At 41.6% G+C, this 24,070-nt stretch carries 14 protein-coding genes; 3 read left to right on the forward strand and 11 right to left on the reverse strand.

Translation table 11 applies throughout. The features are described 5' to 3' along the window. Positions 1 to 4 precede the first annotated feature (4 nt). A complete protein-coding gene (locus tag BQ7394_RS24155; RefSeq protein ID WP_075559725.1) occupies positions 5 to 1,510 on the forward strand; it encodes a lipopolysaccharide biosynthesis protein in 1,506 nt (501 codons plus the stop codon). A 1-nt stretch (position 1,511) separates the two neighbouring features. On the opposite strand, the gene BQ7394_RS24160 is transcribed toward BQ7394_RS24155, so the two are convergent. Then, positions 1,512 to 3,581, reverse strand: coding sequence for an ATP-binding protein (locus tag BQ7394_RS24160; RefSeq protein ID WP_075559726.1), 2,070 nt, complete (start codon positions 3,579 to 3,581; stop codon positions 1,512 to 1,514). Positions 3,582 to 3,785: 204 nt separating this feature from the next. Between BQ7394_RS24160 and BQ7394_RS24165 the strand changes: the two genes are divergently transcribed. Both BQ7394_RS24165 and BQ7394_RS24170 read left to right on the forward strand, forming a co-directional pair. Then, entirely contained in the window at positions 3,786 to 5,144 is a 1,359-nt protein-coding gene (locus BQ7394_RS24165) for a TIGR00341 family protein (RefSeq protein WP_075559727.1), read from the forward strand. Between the two features lie 17 nt (positions 5,145 to 5,161). Next, entirely contained in the window at positions 5,162 to 7,294 is a 2,133-nt protein-coding gene (locus BQ7394_RS24170) for a dipeptidyl-peptidase Dpp7 (RefSeq protein WP_353884949.1), read from the forward strand. A gap of 92 nt (positions 7,295 to 7,386) precedes the next feature. Here the strand turns inward: BQ7394_RS24170 and BQ7394_RS24175 are convergent, their stop codons facing one another. The 10 genes from BQ7394_RS24175 to BQ7394_RS24220 form a co-directional block, all read right to left on the reverse strand. Further along, positions 7,387 to 9,072, reverse strand: coding sequence for an arylsulfatase (locus BQ7394_RS24175; protein ID WP_075559729.1), 1,686 nt, complete (start codon positions 9,070 to 9,072; stop codon positions 7,387 to 7,389). A gap of 2 nt (positions 9,073 to 9,074) precedes the next feature. Beyond that, complete coding sequence (locus BQ7394_RS24180) at positions 9,075 to 10,685, reverse strand: RagB/SusD family nutrient uptake outer membrane protein (protein WP_075559730.1); 1,611 nt, start codon at positions 10,683 to 10,685, stop codon at positions 9,075 to 9,077. 29 nt (positions 10,686 to 10,714) lie between these two features. After that, entirely contained in the window at positions 10,715 to 12,784 is a 2,070-nt protein-coding gene (locus tag BQ7394_RS24185) for a SusC/RagA family TonB-linked outer membrane protein (RefSeq protein WP_075559731.1), read from the reverse strand. A gap of 14 nt (positions 12,785 to 12,798) precedes the next feature. After that, positions 12,799 to 14,172 (reverse strand): sulfatase family protein, encoded by a 1,374-nt coding sequence (locus BQ7394_RS24190; protein ID WP_075559732.1) that lies wholly within the window; start codon positions 14,170 to 14,172, stop codon positions 12,799 to 12,801. Then, positions 14,165 to 15,730, reverse strand: coding sequence for a sulfatase family protein (locus BQ7394_RS24195; RefSeq protein WP_075560227.1), 1,566 nt, complete (start codon positions 15,728 to 15,730; stop codon positions 14,165 to 14,167). The genes BQ7394_RS24190 and BQ7394_RS24195 overlap by 8 nt, the downstream gene beginning before the upstream one ends. Before the next feature lie 110 nt (positions 15,731 to 15,840). Then, positions 15,841 to 17,238, reverse strand: a complete 1,398-nt coding sequence (locus tag BQ7394_RS24200; RefSeq protein ID WP_075559733.1) for an arylsulfatase B — start codon at positions 17,236 to 17,238, stop codon at positions 15,841 to 15,843. A gap of 20 nt (positions 17,239 to 17,258) precedes the next feature. Continuing rightward, positions 17,259 to 18,731, reverse strand: a complete 1,473-nt coding sequence (locus tag BQ7394_RS24205; RefSeq protein ID WP_075560228.1) for a RagB/SusD family nutrient uptake outer membrane protein — start codon at positions 18,729 to 18,731, stop codon at positions 17,259 to 17,261. Between the two features lie 23 nt (positions 18,732 to 18,754). Further along, on the reverse strand, positions 18,755 to 22,114 hold the full coding sequence (locus tag BQ7394_RS24210) for a TonB-dependent receptor (protein WP_082212163.1): 3,360 nt from the start codon (positions 22,112 to 22,114) through the stop codon (positions 18,755 to 18,757). A 179-nt stretch (positions 22,115 to 22,293) separates the two neighbouring features. Then, complete coding sequence (locus BQ7394_RS24215; RefSeq protein ID WP_075559735.1) at positions 22,294 to 23,319, reverse strand: FecR family protein; 1,026 nt, start codon at positions 23,317 to 23,319, stop codon at positions 22,294 to 22,296. Positions 23,320 to 23,390: 71 nt separating this feature from the next. Continuing rightward, on the reverse strand, positions 23,391 to 23,969 hold the full coding sequence (locus BQ7394_RS24220) for an RNA polymerase sigma-70 factor (protein WP_075559736.1): 579 nt from the start codon (positions 23,967 to 23,969) through the stop codon (positions 23,391 to 23,393). Positions 23,970 to 24,070 lie beyond the last annotated feature (101 nt).

The following is a 24,070-nucleotide window of genomic DNA, read 5'->3' on the forward strand; positions in this document are numbered from 1 at the left end:
AGTTATGGCTGGAGGAATGAAACGGCTCGCAGGAGAGACTGCGATTTATGGCGTTAGTAGTATTGTCGGAAAGTTCCTGAACTGGATGCTGGTTCCCATGTACACACGTGTACTGGCTACAGAAAGTGATTTCGGGATCGTTACGAATTTATATGCCTGGACGGCATTGTTGATGGTTATACTTACCTATGGGATGGAAACGGGATTTTTCCGTTTTATGAATAAGAAGGAAATAACGCTTCCGATGCGGGTATATGCTACTACTTTGTTTAGTATAGCTTCTACTTCTGTCCTGTTCTTGGTGATTATTTTTAATGCCCTGCATCCGATCAGCAGTTCTTTGGGATATGCTTCGAATCCGGAATTTGTCGGAATGATGGCGGCTATTGTTGCGATAGATGCCTTTTGCTGTATCCCGTTTGCTTTTCTGAGATATCAGGGAAAAGCGGTTCGTTTTGCCTCTATAAAACTGTTCAATATCTTTTTAAATATTATCCTGGTTCTTTTCTTTTTAATAGCTTGTCCGTGGTTATCCGATCATGTCCCGGCTTTGGTTAATTGGTTTTATATGCCCGATTATCAGGTCGGCTATATCTTTATTGCTAATGTGATAACTTCGGTGGTTACCTTTGTTTTGCTTATTCCGGATATGGTTCCGGGGTTGCGTGAGAAAGCGAGTTTCGTTTTGCTCCGGCAAATGCTCAAATACTCTTTCCCTATATTGATCTTGGGAATAGCCGGTATTTTTAACCAGACGGCGGATAAGATATTATTCCCTTTCCTGTTTGAAGATAAGGAGCTGGCAAATACACAGCTGGGAATATATGGTGCCTGCTTTAAAATTGCTGTTGTACTGGTGATGTTTACCCAGGCTTTCCGGTATGCTTATGAGCCATTCATTTTTGCGAAGAACAAAGATGATGACAGTAAAAAATCCTATTCGGAGGCAATGAAGTATTTTATTATTTTCGCATTGATCATATTCCTGGGGGTCATGTTCTATATCGATATATTGAAACATTTTGTGGCTGCTGCTTATTATCCAGGCCTACGTGTTGTTCCTATCGTTATGTTAGGTGAACTATTCTTCGGGATTTATTTTAACCTGTCATTCTGGTATAAATTGATCGATCAGACGCAGTGGGGGGCTTATTTCTCAACGATTGGATGTGCCGCTACCATCCTGATCATAATATTGTTCGCCCCGACATACGGATATATGGCTTGTGCATGGGCTTCTTTTGCAAGTAATTTGATAATGATGCTCCTTTCTTATATCATCGGTCAGAAGAAATTCCCTATTCAATACGATATCAAATCGGCTGCGATCTATTCGGTTCTGGCTACCGTGTTCTATCTGGCAGGTATGTTGCCGACGATAGAATCGGAGATTTTGCGTTTAGGCTATCGTACATTATTACTTTGCCTCTTCTTAGGTATCGTAATCAAACGCGATCTTCCGTTGCAGGAACTGCCTTATGTAGGACGTTACTTCGCTAAAAGGAAATAATTTATTCCGGCTTGATCGGGAGTGTAAGAATAATGCGTAGACCGGTTGTATAATCCGGATCTACGCAGATCTTTCCTTTCATGCGCAGGGCGATCTGGCGACAAAGATATAATCCCAAGCCTGAACCCGGAACAAAGTCGTCCGCTTTGGTAAACCGTTCGAATATCCATTCGCGTTTATCGTCCGAAATACCGCAGCCGGTATCCGTGATATTTATGATCATCCGGTTATTCTCATTATCCGCTTTGTATGAAAGAGTGATATTTCCTTTTTCCGTAAATTTGTTGGCATTGTTCAATAAATGCGCCAGGATAAGACTGAAATGGCTTGAGTTGGTATAAACCATATCCTCTTCGTTATTACCTTCTATCCGGTATTCTATTCCCGGTTTCATATGAAGCCGTTTGATCTGCTCCATTTCACAACAGCAAAGAAGGTGGATATTTACAGGAGATAACGACAGGTCGTCTTTATTACTGTCCAGTTGGGCGATTTCCAGTACACTATTCATCATAGAAGTGATATGATGGCAGTTTTCAAAGATGATTTTGCTGAATTCCTGTTTCTCTTCCTGCGTGATATCTTCTGTTGTAATAAGGTCGGAGAATCCGTTGATAGCATTCAATGGGGTACGGACTTCGTGGCACATATTTTTAATGAATGCATTTTTCATGCGTTCACTTTCCTGGGCTTTCTCGCTGGCAAAGATAACCTGGCGGTTCGACTCCTGTAATTTCTTATATAAGAGATTGATTTTCCATAAACGGAAAGCTACAAAAATAGCAAAACTAATAGCTAAAATAAATAACGCCAGAAACAGGTATAATTGGCTACGGCTCTTTTGTAAATTGACTTCCAAAGTCTTTTTCTCGATAACCAGTTCGTCCACTTGTTTCTTTATTTCAAGATCCTCCAGCTTTTCCTTCATATTTTTGAGTCGCGTGGAATCCAGTAAGACGACATATTCTTTGTGGGCCTCATAAGCTTCTTTATATAAATGAAGGCTATCCAGCAGGTCTATTTTCTCTTTTAACGTTGAAATCACATTGTCCGACAAATCCATCTTAAAGTCTCCATGGCGGAAATAGTGGATAACAGAGTCACAATAGAGGGTTGCTTTATGAAAATCACCGATTGACCTGAAGTAATTGAGAGAGGTATAATAGCGGTCATATTCGGCTGAAAAAGCGGCATCTTCGGGGTACATACTGTTTAACTCCATGAAATACTGGTAAAAATGAGTTGCCATATCTTTTCCCAGGGTAAGTGCAGAAAAAGCTAACATTGAATAAGCATTCAGTAAATGCCGCTTGGTTACATAGGGGCGTTTTTGCATTTCTTTTGTTGCGGCATATTCTTTTTGCATATCCAGGTAGCGGAGTGCATATTTTGCCTGCTCTGCAGGATTGGGAGTATAAAGTGTCAGGAGATTGAATGTATTCAGGCGGAACAGATAAGAATATTGCAATGGGATATTTTCAGACAGGTCGATCACAGCCTTAAACCGTTTCCCGAGGTTTCTCTGCATATCTTCCTCTTTTCCCGGTTCGATGCGGTTGCTGTAAGCCATTCCAAGGAGATAATTGATCGACATTTTTTCAAGCGTTGAAAGTTTCTTGTCTGTTTCCAGTTTGAGCTGGTATTGTTCTATTAATTTCTTCCTGTCTTCGCCTTCTGTGTAATAAACGATGCGTACATCGATGATCGTTTGCATATATGTCAGCAGGAAATCGCGTGCTTTGCCTTTCATGTCTTGCCTGGCTTTATCCATGTAGACGTTGGTGCTGTCCTTAATATCGTTGTTGATATAGAAACGGAGTATTTCGGTGAGGGCGATCTCTTTATAGTAATCGTCATTTTCGGCAAGTGCTTCCTTGTAGAGTTCTTTCGCATATTCAACCTGTTCTTGCTGCCGTGAAATATCCATCAGGTTGGTTAGTATTTCCAGTTTTTGCTGTGGGGAGGATGCAGACTTTAAACTTGTATTTAAAGCCTCTTTGACAGTAGCGTCATTAGCCATGGCAAAGAGTATATTTAGCAACATGTATGTCAGAATTAAGCAGCGTTTCATTTTTATATAAATATTTAGAAAAGCACCTTTTGGGGACCCTTTTGTCGATTGTTTGCAAAGTTAATGAAAATCAAGTGGTCTTTCGAATTTATTCAACTTATTCTTGTTCACACTTCTTATTTTTTATTTCGATATACAATTTCTATCTTTGCACGGTTAAGGTGAGGCTATTAGTCGGAGTATTTATCAATACAAGAGAGTGGGATGGAAAAAGGAGTGTTACACAAGCAAATAAGAGACTTCTTTGTTCGTAATTTTGATGTCCGTCAGGAAAAAGAAGATGAACTTGAAACGGTAGAATCCATAAAAAAAGGTATTGACTTTAAAGGTACCAATCTTTGGGTTTTAATATTTGCAACTTTCGTTGCGTCTTTGGGTTTGAACACGAACTCTACGGCGGTGATTATCGGTGCGATGTTAATCTCTCCACTGATGGGACCAATTATGGGATTCGGTCTTGGTTTGGGTATCTACGATTATGAACTGATCAAACGCTCTTTCCGTAATTTTGCTACGGCTACGGTGTTTAGTGTGATTACTTCCACTTTGTTTTTTCTTATCTCTCCGATAAGTGAGGCACAAAGCGAATTGTTGGCGCGTACGCAACCGACCGTGTATGATGTGTTGATCGCTTTTTTTGGAGGATTAGCCGGAATTGTAGCCAGCTCGACAAAAAGTAAGGGGAATGTTATTCCGGGTGTGGCTATTGCTACGGCTTTGATGCCACCGCTTTGTACGGCCGGTTTCGGATTGGCAAGCGGTAATCTGTATTATTTTTTCGGGGCTTTTTATCTCTATTTCATCAATACGGTATTTATTAGTCTGGCTACTTTCATGGTTGTCCGGCTTTTGAAATATCCTAAAAAGGTATTCCTAGATAAGCAACGGGAAAAAGTGGTGACACGGTATGTCGGTGTAATCGTCTTTTTTACCATTGTTCCCAGTCTTTTTCTGAGTTATAACCTGATCCGCTCCAGTTACTTCAATGACCGGGTCACCAATTTTGTGTCGGAAGAGTTAGCTTTCCCGAATACGCAGATATTGAGCAAAACGGTAACGGATACGAGTGAGAAGAAAGAGGTAAAGGTCGTATTGATCGGGGAAAATGTACCGGACCCGATGATTGAAATAGCCCGGAGCCGACTTCGTAAATATGGATTGAAAGACGTTTCGTTAGTCGTCCAGCAAGGTTTTGGCCAGGAGGCTACAGACATCAACGAATTGAAGAGTATGTTGATGCGGGATCTTTATAAAAATAGTGAAGAAGTGCTTCGCGTACAATCCATACAGATCGATTCGTTGAAACGGACAGTAGATAATTATAAAAGTGCTTCACGTATTACTTCTGAGTTAATTCCAGAAATGAAAGTGCTGTTCCCGACAGTTCTTGAAGCTTCCTGTTCGAATACCTATATTGTAACTACCGACAGCATGAGGCAGGATACGGTTATGTTGGTTTACCTGAAAAGTAAAGAGCGTATCAATGAAAAAGAACAACAAAAAATACGAGAATGGTTGGAGGCTCGTGTAAATGCAAAGAATATCAAATTACTAATAGAATAAATAAAAGAATGAATTTTATGAAGAAGGTGTGGGCAGTTTTACTGCTTCTGATTGCTGCAGGCCAGGTATATGCCGATGAGGGTATGTGGGTTCTGAAGGAATTGAACAAACAGAATCTGGCGAGAATGCAGGAACTGGGATTTGTCCCATCCTACAAGCAGCTTTACAGTGAAACTGACCCGTGTGTGGCCAACGCTGTTGTTATTTTTGGTGGTGGATGTACTGGTATTACCGTATCGGAAGAAGGGTTGGTCTTTACCAATCACCATTGTGGTTTCGGTTCGATCCAGCAGTTGAGTAGTGTTGAGCACGACTATTTGAAAGATGGTTTTGTTTCTCAGACTAAAGAAGAAGAATTGCCAGTCCCGGGCTTAAGTGTACGTTACCTGCGTGAAACAGTGGATGTAAGTGATCGTATCAACAGTGAAATCAATAATATCGAAGAAGAATATCTTCGTTTGGCCGCTGCCGACTCTATCGGACAAGTTATTTGCGATTCTATCGGAAACACTGAGTTTCAGGCTGCCGATGTAGTACCTTTCTATAATAATAATAAGTATTTTTTGGTTGTATACGATGTGTTTAACGACGTTCGTATGGTCTTTGCTCCGCCCAGCTCCGTAGGAAAGTTCGGTGGTGACACCGATAACTGGATGTGGCCGCGTCATACAGGCGATTTCTCTGTATTCCGCGTATATGCTGATGCTAATAATAAGCCGGCATCATATAACAAGGATAACAAACCTTATAGTCCTAAATATGTAGCTGAAGTTTCCCTGCAGGGATACCAGGATAAGGATTACGCCATGACGATCGGTTTTCCGGGAAGTACGGACCGTTATCTGTCATCTTGGGGTGTGAAACAACGTATTGAAGACAGTAACAAGCCCCGTATCGATGTACGTGGTGTTAAGCAGGCTATCTGGAAAGAAGCTATGTTGGCCAGTGACGAAGTACGTATCAAATATGCTTCGAAATATGCCGGTAGTTCCAATTACTGGAAGAATTCGATCGGAATGAACCGTGGTTTAGCAAACCTGAATGTATTGGAGCGTAAGAAGGAAGAAGAAGCTGCTTTTGCAAACTGGGTGAGTCAGACTCCGGAGCGTCAGGCTAAATATGGTGAAGTATTAGGTTTGTTGGAAAAAGGGTATACTTCAACCGACGAATATAAGAATGTATCGACTTACCTGATGGAAGCGTTTGTCAGCGGAACTGAAATTGTGCGTCTGGCACGTATGGTGCAGGGTGTAGATGTCAGCGGTTCTACTCCGGAGGAAATAGACGTTGTCCTGGAAGACAAGATCAAACCGTTCTTTAAGGATTACGATGCTACTCTCGACCAGAAAGTACTGGCCGCTATGATGAAGGTGGTGAAAGAGCGTGTTCCTGCCCAGTACCTTCCGGATATCTATCAGAAAGTCGATAAAAAGTATAAAGGTGACTATGCTAAATATGCGGCAGATGTCTTTAAAAAGACTTCACTTTTATCTTACGATAATATCGAAAAGATGCTGAAGAATCCGAAACTGTATGCAAAACTGAAGAAAGATCCGGCAGCGGAACTGAGCCTATCTACTTTGATTTCCCTGTTCGAATTACAGCAATTTATGGGTGATGCCCATTACGAAATTGAAAAAGGCGAACGTCTGTATTTTGCAGGTCTGAAAGAAATGTATCCTGATGAAGCTCTTTCTTCGGATGCAAACTTTACTATGCGTTTAAGTTATGGTTCTATCGGTGGATACCATCCGTATGATGCCGCCTGGTATGATTATTATTCTACGGAAAAAGGTATTCTGGAAAAAGAAAATCCGGAAGACGATGAATTCTGGGTACAGCCGGAAATTCTGGATATGATCCGTAGTAAGGATTTTGGCCAGTATGCTAATGAAAAAGGAGAACTACAGCTTTGCTTCTTATCGAACAACGATATTACAGGTGGAAACTCGGGAAGTCCGGTATTCGATAAAAATGCCCGCTTGATCGGTCTTGCTTTCGATGGAAACTGGGAAGCCATGAGCGGTGACATTGCTTTTGAACCGGATCTGCAACGTTGTATTGCAGTAGATATCCGTTATGTCCTTTATATGATCGACAAATGGGGAAAATGCCCGCGTCTGATCGGGGAATTGAAATTGGTCAGATAACCTTCGGTTTTTGATAAATCGCTGATTGGAAAGCGAGAAACAAAGGGGCTATTTATCGTCGGTGGATAGCCCCTTTGTTATCTTTTTTATTTTTATTCCGGACGGGGAACGACCATATAATCTTTCTCCCATTCCTCATACCGGGCTACCATCTCTTTTACCTTTTCCGGATACTGATCGGCCAGGTTATGCATCTCACTGCGATCTTCATTTAAGTTATAAAGTTCCCAGTCCTTTTTATTGTTCGGCCAGACGATCTTCCAGCCGGAGACATCGATCAGGGCTTTCTCGTTGAAATGCTCGAAGCATAATTCGTCGTGTCCCTGGCGCGTCCCTGTTTTAAAGATCGGGTCCAGACTTTTGCCGGCCAATGGAATGATCTTATTTCCATTGTATTCCGTCGGATAGTCGGTACCGGATATATCAAGGCAGGTTGCCATTATATCCATCACATGCCCCATTTGGGTATTAACACTTCCTTTCGGCTGCTTGATCCCTTTCGGCCAGTGGGCGATCATCGGAGTACAAATTCCTCCTTCATACGATTTTGCCTTCCAGAAACGGAACGGCGTATTGGCGGCATTCGCCCATCTGGCACCCACAGAGGCATAACTCGTTTCCGGGCCAGGCATTATCTCTTTCTCTTTTGGATAAACGATCTTACGGCCATCGCGTGTTTCGGCAGGACGGTCATTCTCTCCTTCCGAGTAATTCTGGCAATCTTCGTTACTACAACCGTTATCCGACATAAAGAGGATCAGGGTATTATCCAACTGTCCGTTCTTCTTTAGCGTCTCTATCACACGACCGATCTCCTGATCCATACGGTCTACCATAGCTGCATGGACTGCCATCGCACGGGCATCCCATTCCTTGGTCGGGTTCTCGTCCCATGAGTCGGTAAACTGGCGGGGAGATAGGAAATTGTCAGCATCACCGAACAGTTTCATTTCTTTCATCCGCTGGTAGCGGGCTTCCCGGATAGCCTGCCAACCGTCTTTGTAAGTATCTTTATACTTTTCTATATCTTCAGGTAGTGCATGCAACGGCCAATGTGGGCAGTGGAAAGCCAGATACATAAAGAACGGCTTATCCGTTTTTGCATATTTATTCACGTAGGCGACTGCCGTATCAGCCAGTGCAATCGTGCTGTAATAATCATCTGGAACAGAATTCACCGGCTTATCTCCACTGATCAGGCTGAACGGGTCGAAATAATCCACCACTCCATAGATCGTACCGTAACAATCCTGGAAACCACGGTTGATCGGATAGTTATCTTTGGGTGCAAATTCATCGTGTTGCACCTGGTGTGCCAGCCACTGACGCTGGTCAGGGCGTAATGGGGTTTCGGCAATATGCCATTTACCAACCCAAGCTGTTTGATAACCGTTCTCTTTCAGAGCTTCGGCAATGGTAACCCCGTTGTGTGTCATAGTTCCGCGGTAACCCGGTTGATGATCGTCGAAGGTCATACGACCGATACCTGCCTGGTGCTGGTAGAGCCCTGTCAACAACGATGCACGGGTAGGACAACTACGGCTTGTATTATAAAAATGGGTGAAGCGAAGACCTTCCGCTGCCAACTTATCCAGGTTGGGAGTATGGATCTCACCACCATAACACCCCAGGTCGGAAAATCCCATATCATCCGCTAGGATAACAAGGATATTGGGTCTGCTATTTTCTTTTTTTTCCTTATTCTCCTTGGCATTACATGCACTGGCCGAGAAGGCCAGTGCTGCAATGGGTAATGTTCTAAATATTAATGTCTTCATGATTAATTCCAACCATTATTTTGAGTTAAATTATTATTCAATTGTCTCTCGTTGTATGGAACAGGCCACAGATAATCTCTGGAAGTGAATTTTTTCTTGTAGTCGGTGGTAACCGTTACCAGTTTCCCCGTCTCTTTATCCACGTAACGCATTCCTTCTATTTTATCCATGTTACAAACGTTTTCAGCAATTTTCCAACGGCGGATATCGAAGAAACGATGGCCTTCCAGAGCCAGTTCGACCATTCTTTCATGTCGGACAGCTTCACGTAGGGCGGTTTGAGATGTGATACCGGACAAGGCTGGCATGTTTACATCCGAACGTTGGCGGATCTGGTTGATATATTGTAAAGCACGATCCATTTCCGTATTCAGCTCGATGCGGGATTCGGCAGCAATCAGCAGGATTTCGGCATAACGCATAATGATGAGGTTGATGCCGCAATTTGTACGGTTACTCTGACCGATATCTTCTGCATTGATATATTTCTTCGGAAGTAATCCGGTTTTAGATACCTGGTAACTGGCTCCGATTACATCTCCTGTCGTGCTCCAACCCGGGCGAGAGTCGTAAATGGCTCCATTAGGCAGCTCGTCCCCCGGTGTGTATAGTGTGTATTTGAGTCGGGGATCACGTCCTTCGTAAGGATTCATCGGGTCGTAAGAGCTGTCTTCTGTGATCTTTTTTCCGTTGACCGTTTCAAACTCATCGGCAAGCAGACCGGTCGGCGACATCATTGATCCGTTGTTTCCTAATGATACGGCACCGAAGTTGTTCATTACCGAATTGGCGTAGACATCCTTCATAAACTGTTTGTCGAATATCACTTCCTGGCTGTTCTCGTTTTCATACGTAAACAAATCTTTGTAATTGGGTAACAGTGAATAGTTACCCTGAGCGATTACAGCATCTGCAGCCTCTTTGGCTCTCTGGAAGTAGAGTGTCGATTGATCGTCTGTTCCTGTTACGTTACCTGCAGCAAACAACATTGTTCGTGCCAGTAATCCGAGAGCGGCACCTTTGGTTACACGGCCAGTTTCGCTGGCTTTTACCGGAAGATCATTGACAGATCCGGTAATTTCCTTATAGATGAAATCGTATATTTCCGAAACAGGAGTCCGTGTTAGTTCTTTCGATTCGCTGATGCCTATCGGTGTTGTAATCAGAGGAACATCTCCAAAATAGGCTACCAGACGGGAGTAGAAATAACAGCGTAGGGTGCGAACTTCAGCCGTATAGGTATTTACTTTAGCTTCGTTTTCGGGAGTTATCTTGTCTACGTTGGCCATGTAGTCGTTACAACGGCGGATACCCTTGTACAGATCATTCCAGGTGTTCTGGAAGAGGTTGGTCTGAGGGTCTGCGATACTGGCTTCTATCTTTGTCTCATCCGAGGTTTCGAAAGTTGCACGTGCAATATCCGACATCTCGTCACGGCTCAGTAAAGTTCCGTGATCTTCCAGGAAACGGTAGATGGCGTTGGATGCATATTCGGCATCCTTGTCGGTTGTCCAGAATATTTCAGAAGAAATACGGTCGGTCGGAATCGTATCGAGTACGTCGCATCCGAATACGATACATGGTAAAGCTAGATATATAAAAATCTTCTTCATAATGAATTATATTTCAACATTAATAGTATTTAGAATGTCAAGTTAACTCCGATTGTATATACCGAAGTCTGAGGATAATACAGAAAACGTCCTGATACGAATTCCGGGTCGAGTCCCCATTCTTTGAGTGGCGAGAATGTCAATAGGTTGCTTCCGGCCAGGTAAATACGTGCCTTTTCGAGGTAAGCTTTCTGACTCAATGTTTTTGGGAGCGTGTAACCTAACTGTACATTTTTCAGACGGATGTAACCGGCATCTATTACCCAGAAGTCAGACATCATAGAGTTGTAATCCACACTCTTACGTGGACGGGGGAAACGTGCATTCGTATTTTCCGGTGTCCAGTAATCCTTGAATATATCGAGGGTGAAACCTTCGAAGTTACCGCCTTCAGCCAATGCTCCCGATACGCGGGTCTGGGCATCCATTACTCCCTGGAACATGAAGGAGAAGTCGAAACCTTTATAAGCAAAGTTGGCAGAGAAGGCGAACGGGTAGCGTGGAAACTCGTTACCGATCACGGTCATATCTTCTGCATCGATCTTGCCATCCTTGTTGCGGTCTACGTATTTAACATCACCTAATGTCATTCTACTGTCGTAAACAGGGTACTTGTTGTCGAGATCTTCCTGTGTCAGGAATCCGTCTGTCTGATAACCCCAGTAAGAGTTGATCGGATAACCTTCCCTGACAGTTGTTATAACGTCGGCTGTTCCACCGTCGAGGGTCGGATTTGCACCACCCAGGCTGATCACTTTGTTCCAGTTGTTGGAGATGTTGAAGTTGACGCCATAATAGAAATCACCGATATTGTCTTTCCAGTCGAGAGCCAGTTCAAAACCTTTATTGTCGACAACAGCAGCATTCTGTACCGGAGCATCGAGGCCGATAGTTCCGGAGATCGGTAATTTCACCAGGATACCGTCCGTTTTCTTGTAATAATAGTCGGCTGTAAGTGTCAGGCGGTTGTTAAGGAAGCCTGCATCGATACCGACGTCGGTTTGTGTACTTGTTTCCCATTTCAGGTCTTTGTTGGCAAGTTCTTTCTGCATATAGCCTTGTACCAGGTTACCGCCAAAATTATAAGAGGTGGAGGTATAACTTTCGTAGAAGGCATATAGATCGGCAGTCTGGTTACCGGTCTTACCCCAGGAAGCTCTCAGTTTCAGGTCGGAAACGATATTACGCAGTTCGTCGCTCCAGAATGCTTCGTTGGAGATACGCCAACCGGCAGAGAAGGAGGGGAATGTTCCGTATTGATTATCTCCGGTGAAACGGGATGTACCGTCATAACGCAGATTCGCTTCGAGCAGGTAACGGTTGTCGTAATTATAGTTCAGACGGCCGAAATAAGAGCGCAGGGCGAATTCATTGTTGTATCCGTAGCTTTTCCAGGAGCTTTCGGAACCCATGTTGATGGAAGGAACGTCGTTGTTATAAAAGTCCCAGCGTTGTGCCTGGTTATGTGTCCATTCATTCTTTATCTGCGAGAAACCGGCCAGGGCCTGTAAGTTATGTTTGCCTAGTTGCTTTTCGTAGTTCAACAACAGGTTGAGTGTATATTCGTTGGTATCTTCCCGTTTGTCGTCCATGCTGTTACGTGAAATATTTCTGGTACGCTGGCGGTTACTGCTCGGATTATAGGGCTCGTCTTTTGCCGTAGCTGTCCNATCAGGGCGTAATGGGGTTTCGGCAATATGCCATTTACCAACCCAAGCTGTTTGATAACCGTTCTCTTTCAGAGCTTCGGCAATGGTAACCCCGTTGTGTGTCATCGTGCCGCGGTAACCCGGTTGATGATCGTCGAAGGTCATACGACCGATACCTGCCTGGTGCTGGTAGAGCCCTGTCAACAACGATGCACGGGTAGGACAACTACGGCTTGTATTATAAAAATGGGTGAAGCGAAGACCTTCCGCTGCCAACTTATCCAGGTTGGGAGTATGGATCTCACCACCATAACAACCCAGGTCGGAAAATCCCATATCATCCGCCAGGATAACAAGGATATTCGGACGGGTGTCCTGCTGGGCTGACAGGCTGGGAGCCAATACTGTCACTGCTCCCAGATAGCCTAATTTCAATATACTTTTATTCATACGACTGTTAATTATTAATTCTTGCTGTTCTCTTTCGTACGCACCTTCCTTTTCGTAAAGTACCAGTCAATCACTTTTTTACTTAGTTCTGAACAAAGCTCCGGATGTTTAGCTGAGAGATCCGTCGTTTCATGCGGGTCCAGTACTATATCGTAAAGTTCGATATTCTTTCCGTCCGAATCTACCAATAACTTCCAGTTGTCCCGACGGATACCAAGATGCGGACTACGTTGTTTTTTCTGAGGTTTATTGAAATATTTGTTACGTCCGAAATCCCACATCATATCTTTGCTTCGCTTCTGAGGTTTTATTCCTAACAAAGCCTGACTCATATCTTCACCGCTGTATTCAAAACCGTCGATCAACCTCGCTCCTCCGATACGGCACAAAGAGGGATAAAGGTCTACTGCGTTGATCACACTCTCGTTGTCTGTTACTCCACCTTTGATTGTTCCGGGCCAACAAACTATAAAAGGCATATTGACACCTCCTTCGTAGATACTGTTCTTGGAACCACGCAGGCCGTTGGTACGTGCGTTATCAAAAGTTGGAAGCGCACCATTGTCACTGGTGAAGATTACCAAGGTATTTTCACTGATTCCCAACCGTTCCAGTCCTTCCATTAAACGACCGATTTGTTTATCGTATTGGGTTAGCACGGCTACGAAGTTATTACGCGTTGCCCACGACTCCGATATCGGATAAAAACCGGATGAAGGAATCCACGGATCGTGCATATCGTCCGGCCAAAGGTTGACAAAACAGGGTTTATCTTTATGGCGGGCCAGGTAATCCAGGGTCTTGTCTACAAAATAGCCTGTACGGTCCCAACGCTGGATGCTGTCTTTTTCACTCCAGATCCAATTGGAGGCTGTGATAAGAGGATCGGGATCAGGACCTTCATAGGTCGTAACATATTCATCGAAACCATATTGGGGGATTTGCGGTGCATCGTCCACATCGCGGCCACCTCCCATATGCCATTTTCCAATATGCGCGGTTGCATAGCCGGCTGCCTTCAGTGATTTGGCTATCGTAGGGGCATTGCTGTCCAGATAGTCGCATTGTTCACAATCGGCATTCCCTCTCCGTTCATGCAGGAAAGTATTAATACCCCACTCCGTAGGGAACATCCCGGTGGTCAGCCCCACACGGGATGGCGAACTCACCGGCGACGAGGTGTAATAATGATTAAACTTCAAGCCTTCCGAGGCCAGTTTATCGATGTTAGGGGTGGCTACCCAGCCGCTGTTATAACATGATAAATCGCCTATTCCCATATCATCGGTATAAACAATGATTATATTAGGCTTTTGTTGCTGGGCTGCCGCATCCATTGTATGGACCAAACCACAGCTTGCTGCTACTAGTAAAACTGTTTTATTCATGGTAAATATTTTTATGGTAATTATATGGATTCTGTTTAAAAGGATACCGACTACGAGGAATAGGTAACGGATCCTGTAAGCGAATATTCCAAGTTATCATATCTTTCAATAAATCAACCTGTTCGGATAGATTCTTTTTATTATCAAACAGATTGTTTATCTCTGATGGGTCTGCTTTCAGATTATACAGTTCTCCTCGTCCGTTATTATCCATTACTAATTTCCAGTCGCCTTTCCGGATCATCCGCAAAGAACCGCTTTGTGTCCAGGGATTTAATCCGTCAAAACTACCTTCGACATCCGTCCGGCAACTTCCTGATTCTTCAAAAGTCAGAGGTTCTTCAAGAGTAAAATCTTCCCCACCATATCCTTGTTCAACAACAATACTGGAGAATTCTTCGCACGGATAGTCTTCTCCTTTTAAGATCGGCCAAAGACTACGTCCCTGAACTCCTACCGGGATTTCAGCTCCAACAACACTACAAAGCGTAGGGAATATATCGACAATAGATACACATGCATCCATTGGTTTACTTTGCGGTTTAATACCATAGCCAGCCCAGATCATAGGAATCCGTGTTAGCGATTCGGCAACTCCTGCTCCTTTACGGATCAATCCGTATTCGCCACAATAATCTCCATGATCAGAAAGGATGATGAACAACGTATTCTCATCTTGCCCACATGACTTTATTCCTTCCATCAATCGTTTGATCTGGTCGTCAATCATACGAACCATACCTAAATAGATACTTCTCAGTTGAGGAATTTGTTGTTGCAAATCTGGACATGCTTTATCTTCCAATGCAGCTAATGCCACATATTTATCTCCTTTCTTTTCCAGGTCTTTACGGGAAGTCAGAAGCGGAGGCAAATTTTCCGGAGGAAACATAGAGAAATAGGGATCACAGACTTGAGACGGAGTATGAGGTTCGGGAATGGATACTTGAATAAAGAAAGGAGAATCTTTTTGTTGTTGAATCCAATCCAATGCATAACTCACAATCTGATAAGGCTGTTGCTGTTCTACCGAAAAAGGAGCCGGCTTCAAGTAATGTCCCGGTACTTCCTTATTCAGGAACCGAGCAAATGCCTTTTCGTCATTTGTTTCGGGTTTATCCTTGCCGCGATGTCCATATCCGACAAAATAATCAAATTCAGTATTTCCCTTTCGATATGTATGGTTTTTTCCAACCAGAGCCGTACGATACCCACTCTCTTTGAACATATCCAACATATCTTTCTCATAATATACATCAGGAATATTATGATTTGTTCGCACATGAGTTGCACTGGGAAATCTTCCCGTTAATAAAGAACAACGAGCCGGAGCACTTGCCGGAGCTGCCGTATACGCCTTATTAAACCAGACATATTTGGAAGCTAACGAGTCAGCATAGGGAGTAACAGGTAAGGGGAACCCCTCTCGACCACAAAGATCAGCCCTTTGCTGGTCAGTGATAATCAATACAATATTAGGCTTCTGCTTTTGGGCTACGACCTCCGATGTATGAATAAAACCAGTGCAAGCTGTTAATAATAAGATTGCTTTATTCATGGGAAAAAGACATTTTAATTTTAATAACTTCAGATCTTTAGCGTATAACAATAGTTTGTTTAGTACAATTTTCCACAAATTATTGTCATACACAAAAGTCTTTACCAATTCTATGGTTTAGTTACTTTCCATTCTCTAGGAGCAACAAAGCCTGCTTTACCTTTTCCATAAGGAACTTCTGGTACAGAAGGAGTGATGGTATCATATTTCTGTATATAAACCTTCATTTTCTCTTTTATCTCGTCATTTCCAGGAAGAGCCTTTTGATCTTCTTCAAAAGGATTATTCGCATAGTCAACAAGGAAGTTCTCTTTTAGACCTAATCCAGGATTACGTCCAGCAAGAATGAATTTCCAGTCGTGATTTACAGCTGCACCAAGCCCCAAATACATATCACGATCAAAACTCTCCTGTTCACCTTTCAGTACGGAATAAACACTGAGACCATCATAAGGATGTTTCGGAGACTTATTTACTCCTATAATATCAGCAAGCGTAGGAAGAATATCGACAATACCTGTTACCTGGTCTAATTTGCGACCTCCTTGCTTAAAACCATTCTTCCAATAGATAGCAGCTGTCACTCTGACACCACCATCCCATTCGTCAAACTTATGTCCACGCAAAGGACCGCTGTTCGAATAAGGTTCCATATTAGGTACTCCTCCGTTATCGCTCATAAAAAGAATTATCGTATTATCCATTTGTCCGGAAGCCTCAATCGCTTCAAGGATATGTCCTATACCTTTATCCATACGGGTCACCATAGCCCGATAACGCCAACCATCTTTATCCTTTTTATTCTCAAGAGCATTAAATTCATTAAGAGGAATATGTTCTGCTATCTCATCTTCCGGTGCTTCATATGGAGTATGAGGAGCATTATATGCAACATAAAGGAAATAAGGACCTTCTTTAGAATATTTATCGATACATCTCACAGCTTCTTTTGTGATCAAATCCGTTGAATATCCTTTATCATAACACGACTCCCAATCATTATGCCAGTCGAGTTCTCCTTCACGGTTGTGAGTAAAATATTCGATAGCTCCATTAAGATGCCCATAAAAATGAGTAAAACCTCTATTGAGTGGATAATGAGCTTTTCTCGTATGACCAAGATGCCATTTACCTATAATCGCACGGTTTGAATAACCATTTTCACCAAGGACATCAGCTATCGTACATTCGTTCTCGTCAAGACCGTCCTCCCGCCATGGCGGGATAACGGCTTCACGAAAACCAAACCGACTCGGATACCGACCTGTCATTAGTCCGGCTCTTGAAGGGGAACTGATAGGAGCCGCGTAAAAACGGTCCATCTCAATTCCTTCACTAGCGAGGCGGTCTATATTAGGAGTCTTAATTGTACTACCATGAAAGCTAACATCTCCCCATCCCAGGTCATCTGCCAATATTATAACCACATTAGGTTTTTCAGAGGTAGCCTTAGAGCAAGCTACCAGTGTCAAACTTGCAAGACTAAGTACAATTAATCTGTTTTTCATTTCAATCAATAATTATATATTTAATATCCATCATTCTGCTTCAATAATGAACTAGCATCGATGGCAGACTGGGGTATCGGGAACCAAACATGGAAATCTTGTGCATTAGTAATACCGCGATCATGTGCACATTTGATAAATCGATTTGTACGGATTAAGTCTCTTCTTCGTTTTCCTTCGTTCCAGAATTCCCATTTTCTTTCATTTAATAGTTGATCTACAAATGCTTCTTTTGAATGAAAATCGGATAAAGTCACGTTACCTAAACCTGCTCTGTTTCTAATCTGGTTCAATAAATCAACAGACTCCTGATTCGGACCGTTCAATTCGTTCAAAGCCTCTGCTCTAGCCAATAATATTTCTGCATATCTGAAAAATGGAAAATCATTACCATGATTATTAGCTGAAGCATTCGGATCCGGTGGGTATTTCATACCACGGGTAGCATCCTTATAATCAACAAGTAAATCAATTACTTTCCCTTTCGAATCTTCATATTTGGTCAATATACGTCCTTTACGTTGGTCTTCAGGAGCAAAACTATAATAAAATTCATCATAGAAGCGATATTGCGAAGCAAAATTAGACCATTTTTCATTAATTACTCCTTCTATACCACCATCGAGTCCTTTATAAAAATCCCAAGGCAAATTTGTTGCAAGAATATTATTAGTCTGACCACTATTTGCCAAATAAGTCTTTACCCAAATAAATTCTTCATTCTTCTCATTTTCCAAAGCAAACATCTTGTTATAATCTGGACATAAAGCAAACTTATTACTTGACATTATTTCTTTTGCCATATCCGCACAATTCTGCCACTGATGTGTATTTAAGTACCATATACAAAGTAATGTCTGGGCTGCACCTTTATGAGCACGACCATAAGCCGGTTGTTTCCCTGTTTCATAAAGATCTGGAATAATGGCTTTTAACTCCGACTCGATAAACTCTTTAAACTCTTCATCCGTCGCACGCGGCAGCTCAAGAGGATCATCCAAGCTTTTCCGAATAGGAACCGGACCGAATTGATCCCACAACTGATAATAAGCCCATATTCTGATAAACCGAGCTTCAGCCAACAAACTGGTTCTTTCAGCTTCATTGGTAAAACCAGATGCACCAGGCGTATTAGCCAACACAATATTTGTATTCCTTATTTCCTGCCAATGGTTCATCCAGTTGAATGCCTCTAAAGTACTGGATGAATCCCAACGGAAATTAATCAATGGTACAGCGGTTCCATTCTCGCCCCCTCCTGTTTGCCACATGATATCAGTAGTCATTTCACCTCTTTTGATTACATCCCTGATTCCACCATCTTTGGCATAGGCATCTACTAACACTGATTCAATACCAGATTTTGTAGCCAACAAAGTACTTTCTGTGAATTGTGATTTTACTGGTTCATCGAGGATACCTTCACATCCCTGAAGTGATAACAACCCGCATAAAGAAAGCAGATAGACTGTTATTTTATTTCTTGATTTCATATATTTCTCTTTTATTTCGTTCATTAAAAATCAATCTTTGCACCGAAAATAAATGTTCTCGCACTTGGATAAGCATTAAAATCCATTCGGAAATTAGAGTTACTATTCGGATTAATAGCCGGGTCTAAACCGACATAATCAGTAATTGTAAATAAATTTTCTGCTGTTACATACAATTGCAACGATTGAATAAGACTTTTCAACTTAGGAAATGTATAACTCAAACGAATCGTTTTCAGTCTTACATACGAAGCATCAGATAATGTACGAGAGTTAACAACTTTACGACCTTGTTTTAGAGGATCCACAAAAGACGGATATTCATTTGTCGGATTTTCTGGAGTCCATCTATTTAGATAAGGTTCAGCAAACTTGTTTCGTCTAAAATTGATTGGGAAATAGCTATCAATCAAGTTGCCGTTCAGCATATCTACACCCTGTACTCCTTCAAAAAAGACATATAAATCAAAGTTCTTATAGGTAAATGTATTACCAAAAGACCATTGAAAATCGGGGAACGAATTGCCTAATACAACTCTATCTTCATTATTAATAACGCCATCATTATTTTGATCTACATATTTTAGATCACCAGGCTTATAATCTTCTTTCATTTTACTAAAATCATCGTTCTCCTGCCAAACACCTGCAACTTCCCATCCATAATAAGAATTTAACGGCAATCCTGGCTTACGGATGGCCACTTGTTCCACATGGGTATAGCCAGCACCAATAATAATTTCATCAATACCACCCAGATCTTTGACCTTATTTCTCATAGAAGTAAATGTGATATTTGACTCCCATTTAAAATTACGAGTATCGACATTTACTGTATTCAAGAAGAGTTCAATACCTTTATTATCAATTCTTCCGATATTTGATAAAATGCTATTATAACCTGTTGACTGTGGCACTGGTAACTGTAAAAGCATATCTGTTGTTTTTTTCCAGAAATAATCGAGACCGCCATTAATACGGTTATTAAATACACCGAAGTCAAGTCCTAAATTAATCTGGTCTGTTGTTTCCCATTTCAAATCCGGATTAGGTATTTTAGCGGGTCCAGTCCCAACCATTTGCTTTCCATCCCATATAGCAGAACCTGCTGACTCGTAAGTACTTAATGCAGGGTAATCTCCAATCTCCTGATTACCGGTTCTACCCCAACCCAAACGAAGCTTTAAAGAAGATATTTGATCTATATTTTTTAGAAAAGCTTCATTTGAGAGTCTCCATGCCAAAGCTGCCGACGGGAAATAACCGAATTTATTATTCTTACCAAAACGGGAAGAGCCGTCAGCTCTAAAAGTTACTGTTGCCAAATATCTATCGTCAAAAGAATAATTTACACGACCAATATAAGAGGCTAATCTGTTACCTGTTACAGAATTCTGCATCCTGAATGTTTCCTGATTTCCTAAATTCAAATTCTCTGCACCTAGTGATTCATTGGGAAAACCTGCAGCTCTATTATTTAAGTAACTAGTGACATAACGTTGGTAGGAAATACCAGCCAATGCTCCAAAACTATGTTGCTTTATTGTTTTACTATAATTTGCCGTACCTTCGACTATATAGTTGCTTTTCTCTGAATTCTGATTCGATCCGATTCCATTATTGAATTTACCTTGTTTAGTTAGACTTGATACAAAGTTTTTTCTACTTTCATTCATAAAGTCAGTACCTAAATTCAATCTCAGAAATAAATCTTTTGTGATATGATATTCACCAAATGCTGACGCCAGAATTCTATATGTATCAGAATAGGAAGTCATTCCTTCATTCAAAGCCATAGGGTTATCGAGTGTAAGAATAGGAGATAATGCATAATTTCCATCTGCATCTTTAACAGCGACAGTAGGATCATAATTATAAGCCGTATACATCACACCAGCATTCTCATTCACTCCAAATCCGTTTGCAACAAAATGGTCTTTCATATAAGTACCGGAAACATTCATACCAATTTGCAACTTGCTGTTAATATCGGACTTAAGGTTCAATCTGGCTCCTATTCTTTCAAAACTAGTATTTTTAACAATACCTTCCTGATTTACATAATTAAAAGATGTATAATAATATGTTTTACTATTTCCTCCGGAAAATGATAATTGATGTTCGTGAGTAATTGCATTTTGTCTGGTTACTTCATCCTGCCAGTCTGTACCAACACCTCCATTCGCTATATCTCCTACCCGGTTAGCTTCATTGTCACCGCCTGCATCAATAATTTCATTCAGCACTCTTTTGTAATCTGCAGCACTTAACAGATCTAGTTTGTTTGAAGGACTCTGAATTCCGATGGAACCCGAATAGCTAACCTTCATTTTTTCAGCTTTACCACTTTTCGTCGTAATCAAGATAACACCATTGGCACCTCTCGAACCGTAAATGGCTGTAGCAGATGCATCTTTCAGAATTTCAAGAGATTCAATATCCGATGGATTAATAGACGACATGGGGTTTCTAGGGCTCCTGTTATCACTAAACCCCACAATAGACCCTTGAGATACAGGACGGGAATTATCGATAGGCACACCATCAATTACATATAGGGGGGAAACTCCACCATTAATAGAACTCGCTCCACGAATATTTACAGAAAAACCTCCACCAGGTTCGCCACTGTTTTGTACAACATTTACACCAGCACTTTTTCCTAAAAGCATTTGATCGACAGAGGTGCTAGCACCTTCTTTTAAATCATCTAATCTAACGGATGCAACCGAACCGGTAATATCGCTTTTCTTCATTGTTCCGTAACCGACCACAACAACTTCATCCAATGTTTGTGTATCTTCCTTTAAAACGATGTGTAATGTCGTATTATTTCCAACCTTTACTTTCTGGTCCAGATAACCGATATACGAGATACGCAGTTCTGCTTTTTCGGGAACCTGTAAAGAGAAGTTACCGTCCAGATCGGTAATAGTACCATTTGTGGTTCCTTCAACAACGATATTGGCACCAATAACCGGCTGGTTACTTTCATCAACCACGGTACCTTTTATTTTCTGGTCACTAGCTGCCTGCTTCGGGGTAGTTGCTTTTAAAGTGAGGACTATCAGGTTGTTATTATCCTGTTTGTAAGAAATATCCGTACCTGCAAGGAGCTTGCTCATAACAGCCTCGATACTTTCATCTTTGGCAGACAGGGAGACTACTTTATCCAGGCTGGACAAATCATTATTGTAAAAGAACTTATAGTTACTTAAACGTTCGATTTCTTTTAAAGCCTGTCGTATAGACTGATTTTTAACCGTTATCGTTACCTGAGCTAATAACGATGGGGAGATTAACAATATAAGTAAGATTAATTTAATTGACTTAAATTGCCGTTTTTTAAGGGCATAATATGCCCTAGTTAATAAAATTCTCATAATTTTGTAGACTTAATGGTATTTATAATTGCACTTGTTATTTGCGAGATACCCAAGTGCGGTTTATGAACTACGGGATGGGATGATGCTTTGCATTGTCCCATTCTTTTTGAAATAAGTTTATTCTGTATTTTTCATATCGATAAAAGATTAAATATTAAACATAGTATTATTTGTTGTTATTTCAATGCTTTCTCATAATAAGCCTTCTCCTTCATATTCTCGCGTAAGACAATCACACTATCCTTTACCTCATATGTCAAAGGTGAAGTGAGGGATAATATCTGTAGAATACTTTCCAGGCTTGTATTGCCGGGAGTACCCGTAAACCGGTATTTCTTCAGCGATTCCGATTCGAATACAATCCGGGTATTATAATACCGTTCTAACGTATGGGCTATGCTCTCGAAGGTTTCACCGTTGAAAGTCAATTCATTGTACTTCCAGTTGATGTAATCGACTGCATTATCCACACCGCTTTTCTCCATGTGTCTTGTTTGTTTATTGAAAACGATCTTCTCGTTAGGATTTAAAACAAGACAATCTGAGTCGGTCGTTACTTCCACTTTTCCTGTCCGTAATACGGTCGAAGCATCTCTTTCCTCTTCATACGATTTCACATTAAAGCTGGTACCCAGGGCACGGACTGCCATTTCTTTCGTCTCCACAATAAAAGGACGATCTTTATCGGGTGTCACTTCAAAGTAGGCTTCTCCTTCCAGGGAAAGGACTCTTTCCTTTTGATTGAAGCGGCTACCATAAGATAGTTTGGAATCTGAATTCACCCATACCTTGGAACCGTCTGGCAATACCACATTCGCTTTCTGCCCTTTTTCCACCGAAACGATCATATCTTCCATGACCAGTTGGTTCATGGCATAATAATAGACAGACAGACCGGTCAACAACAATAATATGGCAACGGCAGCTACACGGGTAACCCATGAATAGAGGCTACGCTGTTTATTTTCTTTCGCGGATAACTCTTCTATCTTTTCACGACCGATCTTCTCCTTTATCTGTCCCAACAATTTTTGTTGTAAGCGGGCATCCATCGTAGAAGAAGCCTTGTCCCACTCTTCTTCCGCCCAATCCTGAAACGAACCTTCGCTTTTCAGCCATTGGATAAGTGTCTGCACTTCTTCCTGAGTAGCCTGCTTCTGCAGGAACTTATCGAATAATTGTATGTAATCTGTCTTTTCCATTTTATCGTGTCTATTAGGTATACAGGCGACGAAATAAAATCCGTTACCCACATTTATGGTTTTAACTTTTATTAATCAATAAATAAAAAAAGGAGCAAGGGGATAGAGATATTATAATGACGATCTATCTTGCTACGGAGGAAAGCGATCGCTTTGGTCAACTGCGACTCGACGGTATTTTCAGATAGATTGAGCTTTGCTGCGATTTCCTTATTTGTCAGCAACTTACGACGACTCAACACAAATATTTCTTTACGGGCAGGAGGTAGTTGTTCTATCAAAGATCCGATATATTCTTCCAATAAATGATAGTCGACCTCTTTCTCTGTTGTATTCTCTATGGGTTCAGATGTTTTTATTTTAGCTTGATAAACCTGTTCGAGCATCCGGTGTTGATAGATGTTGACCAGTTGATTTTTGGCGATAGTGCAGATGTAAGCACCGAACGACTTGTCGGCATCGACCTGGTCTCTACCTTCCCACACCTTAATAAATACGGACTGAACGATCTCTTCGGCCAGGTAAGTATCACCTTGAGATATACGCATTACAAAATTGTATAACTTGCCACTCCAACAATTATACAAGTATTCAAAAGATGCGATATCTCCCCTTTTAAGATTACAGATGTGATGTGATTCCTTATCCATAACGTATGTAGTTACTTTGCAAAGGTAAAAGAATTATTAAACGATAGCACAAAAAATAAAAAAGGTTGCACGCTTTTTGACAATAGCATGCAACCTTTTCC

This window comes from Parabacteroides timonensis (genome assembly GCF_900128505.1).
Classification (GTDB): domain Bacteria; phylum Bacteroidota; class Bacteroidia; order Bacteroidales; family Tannerellaceae; genus Parabacteroides; species Parabacteroides timonensis.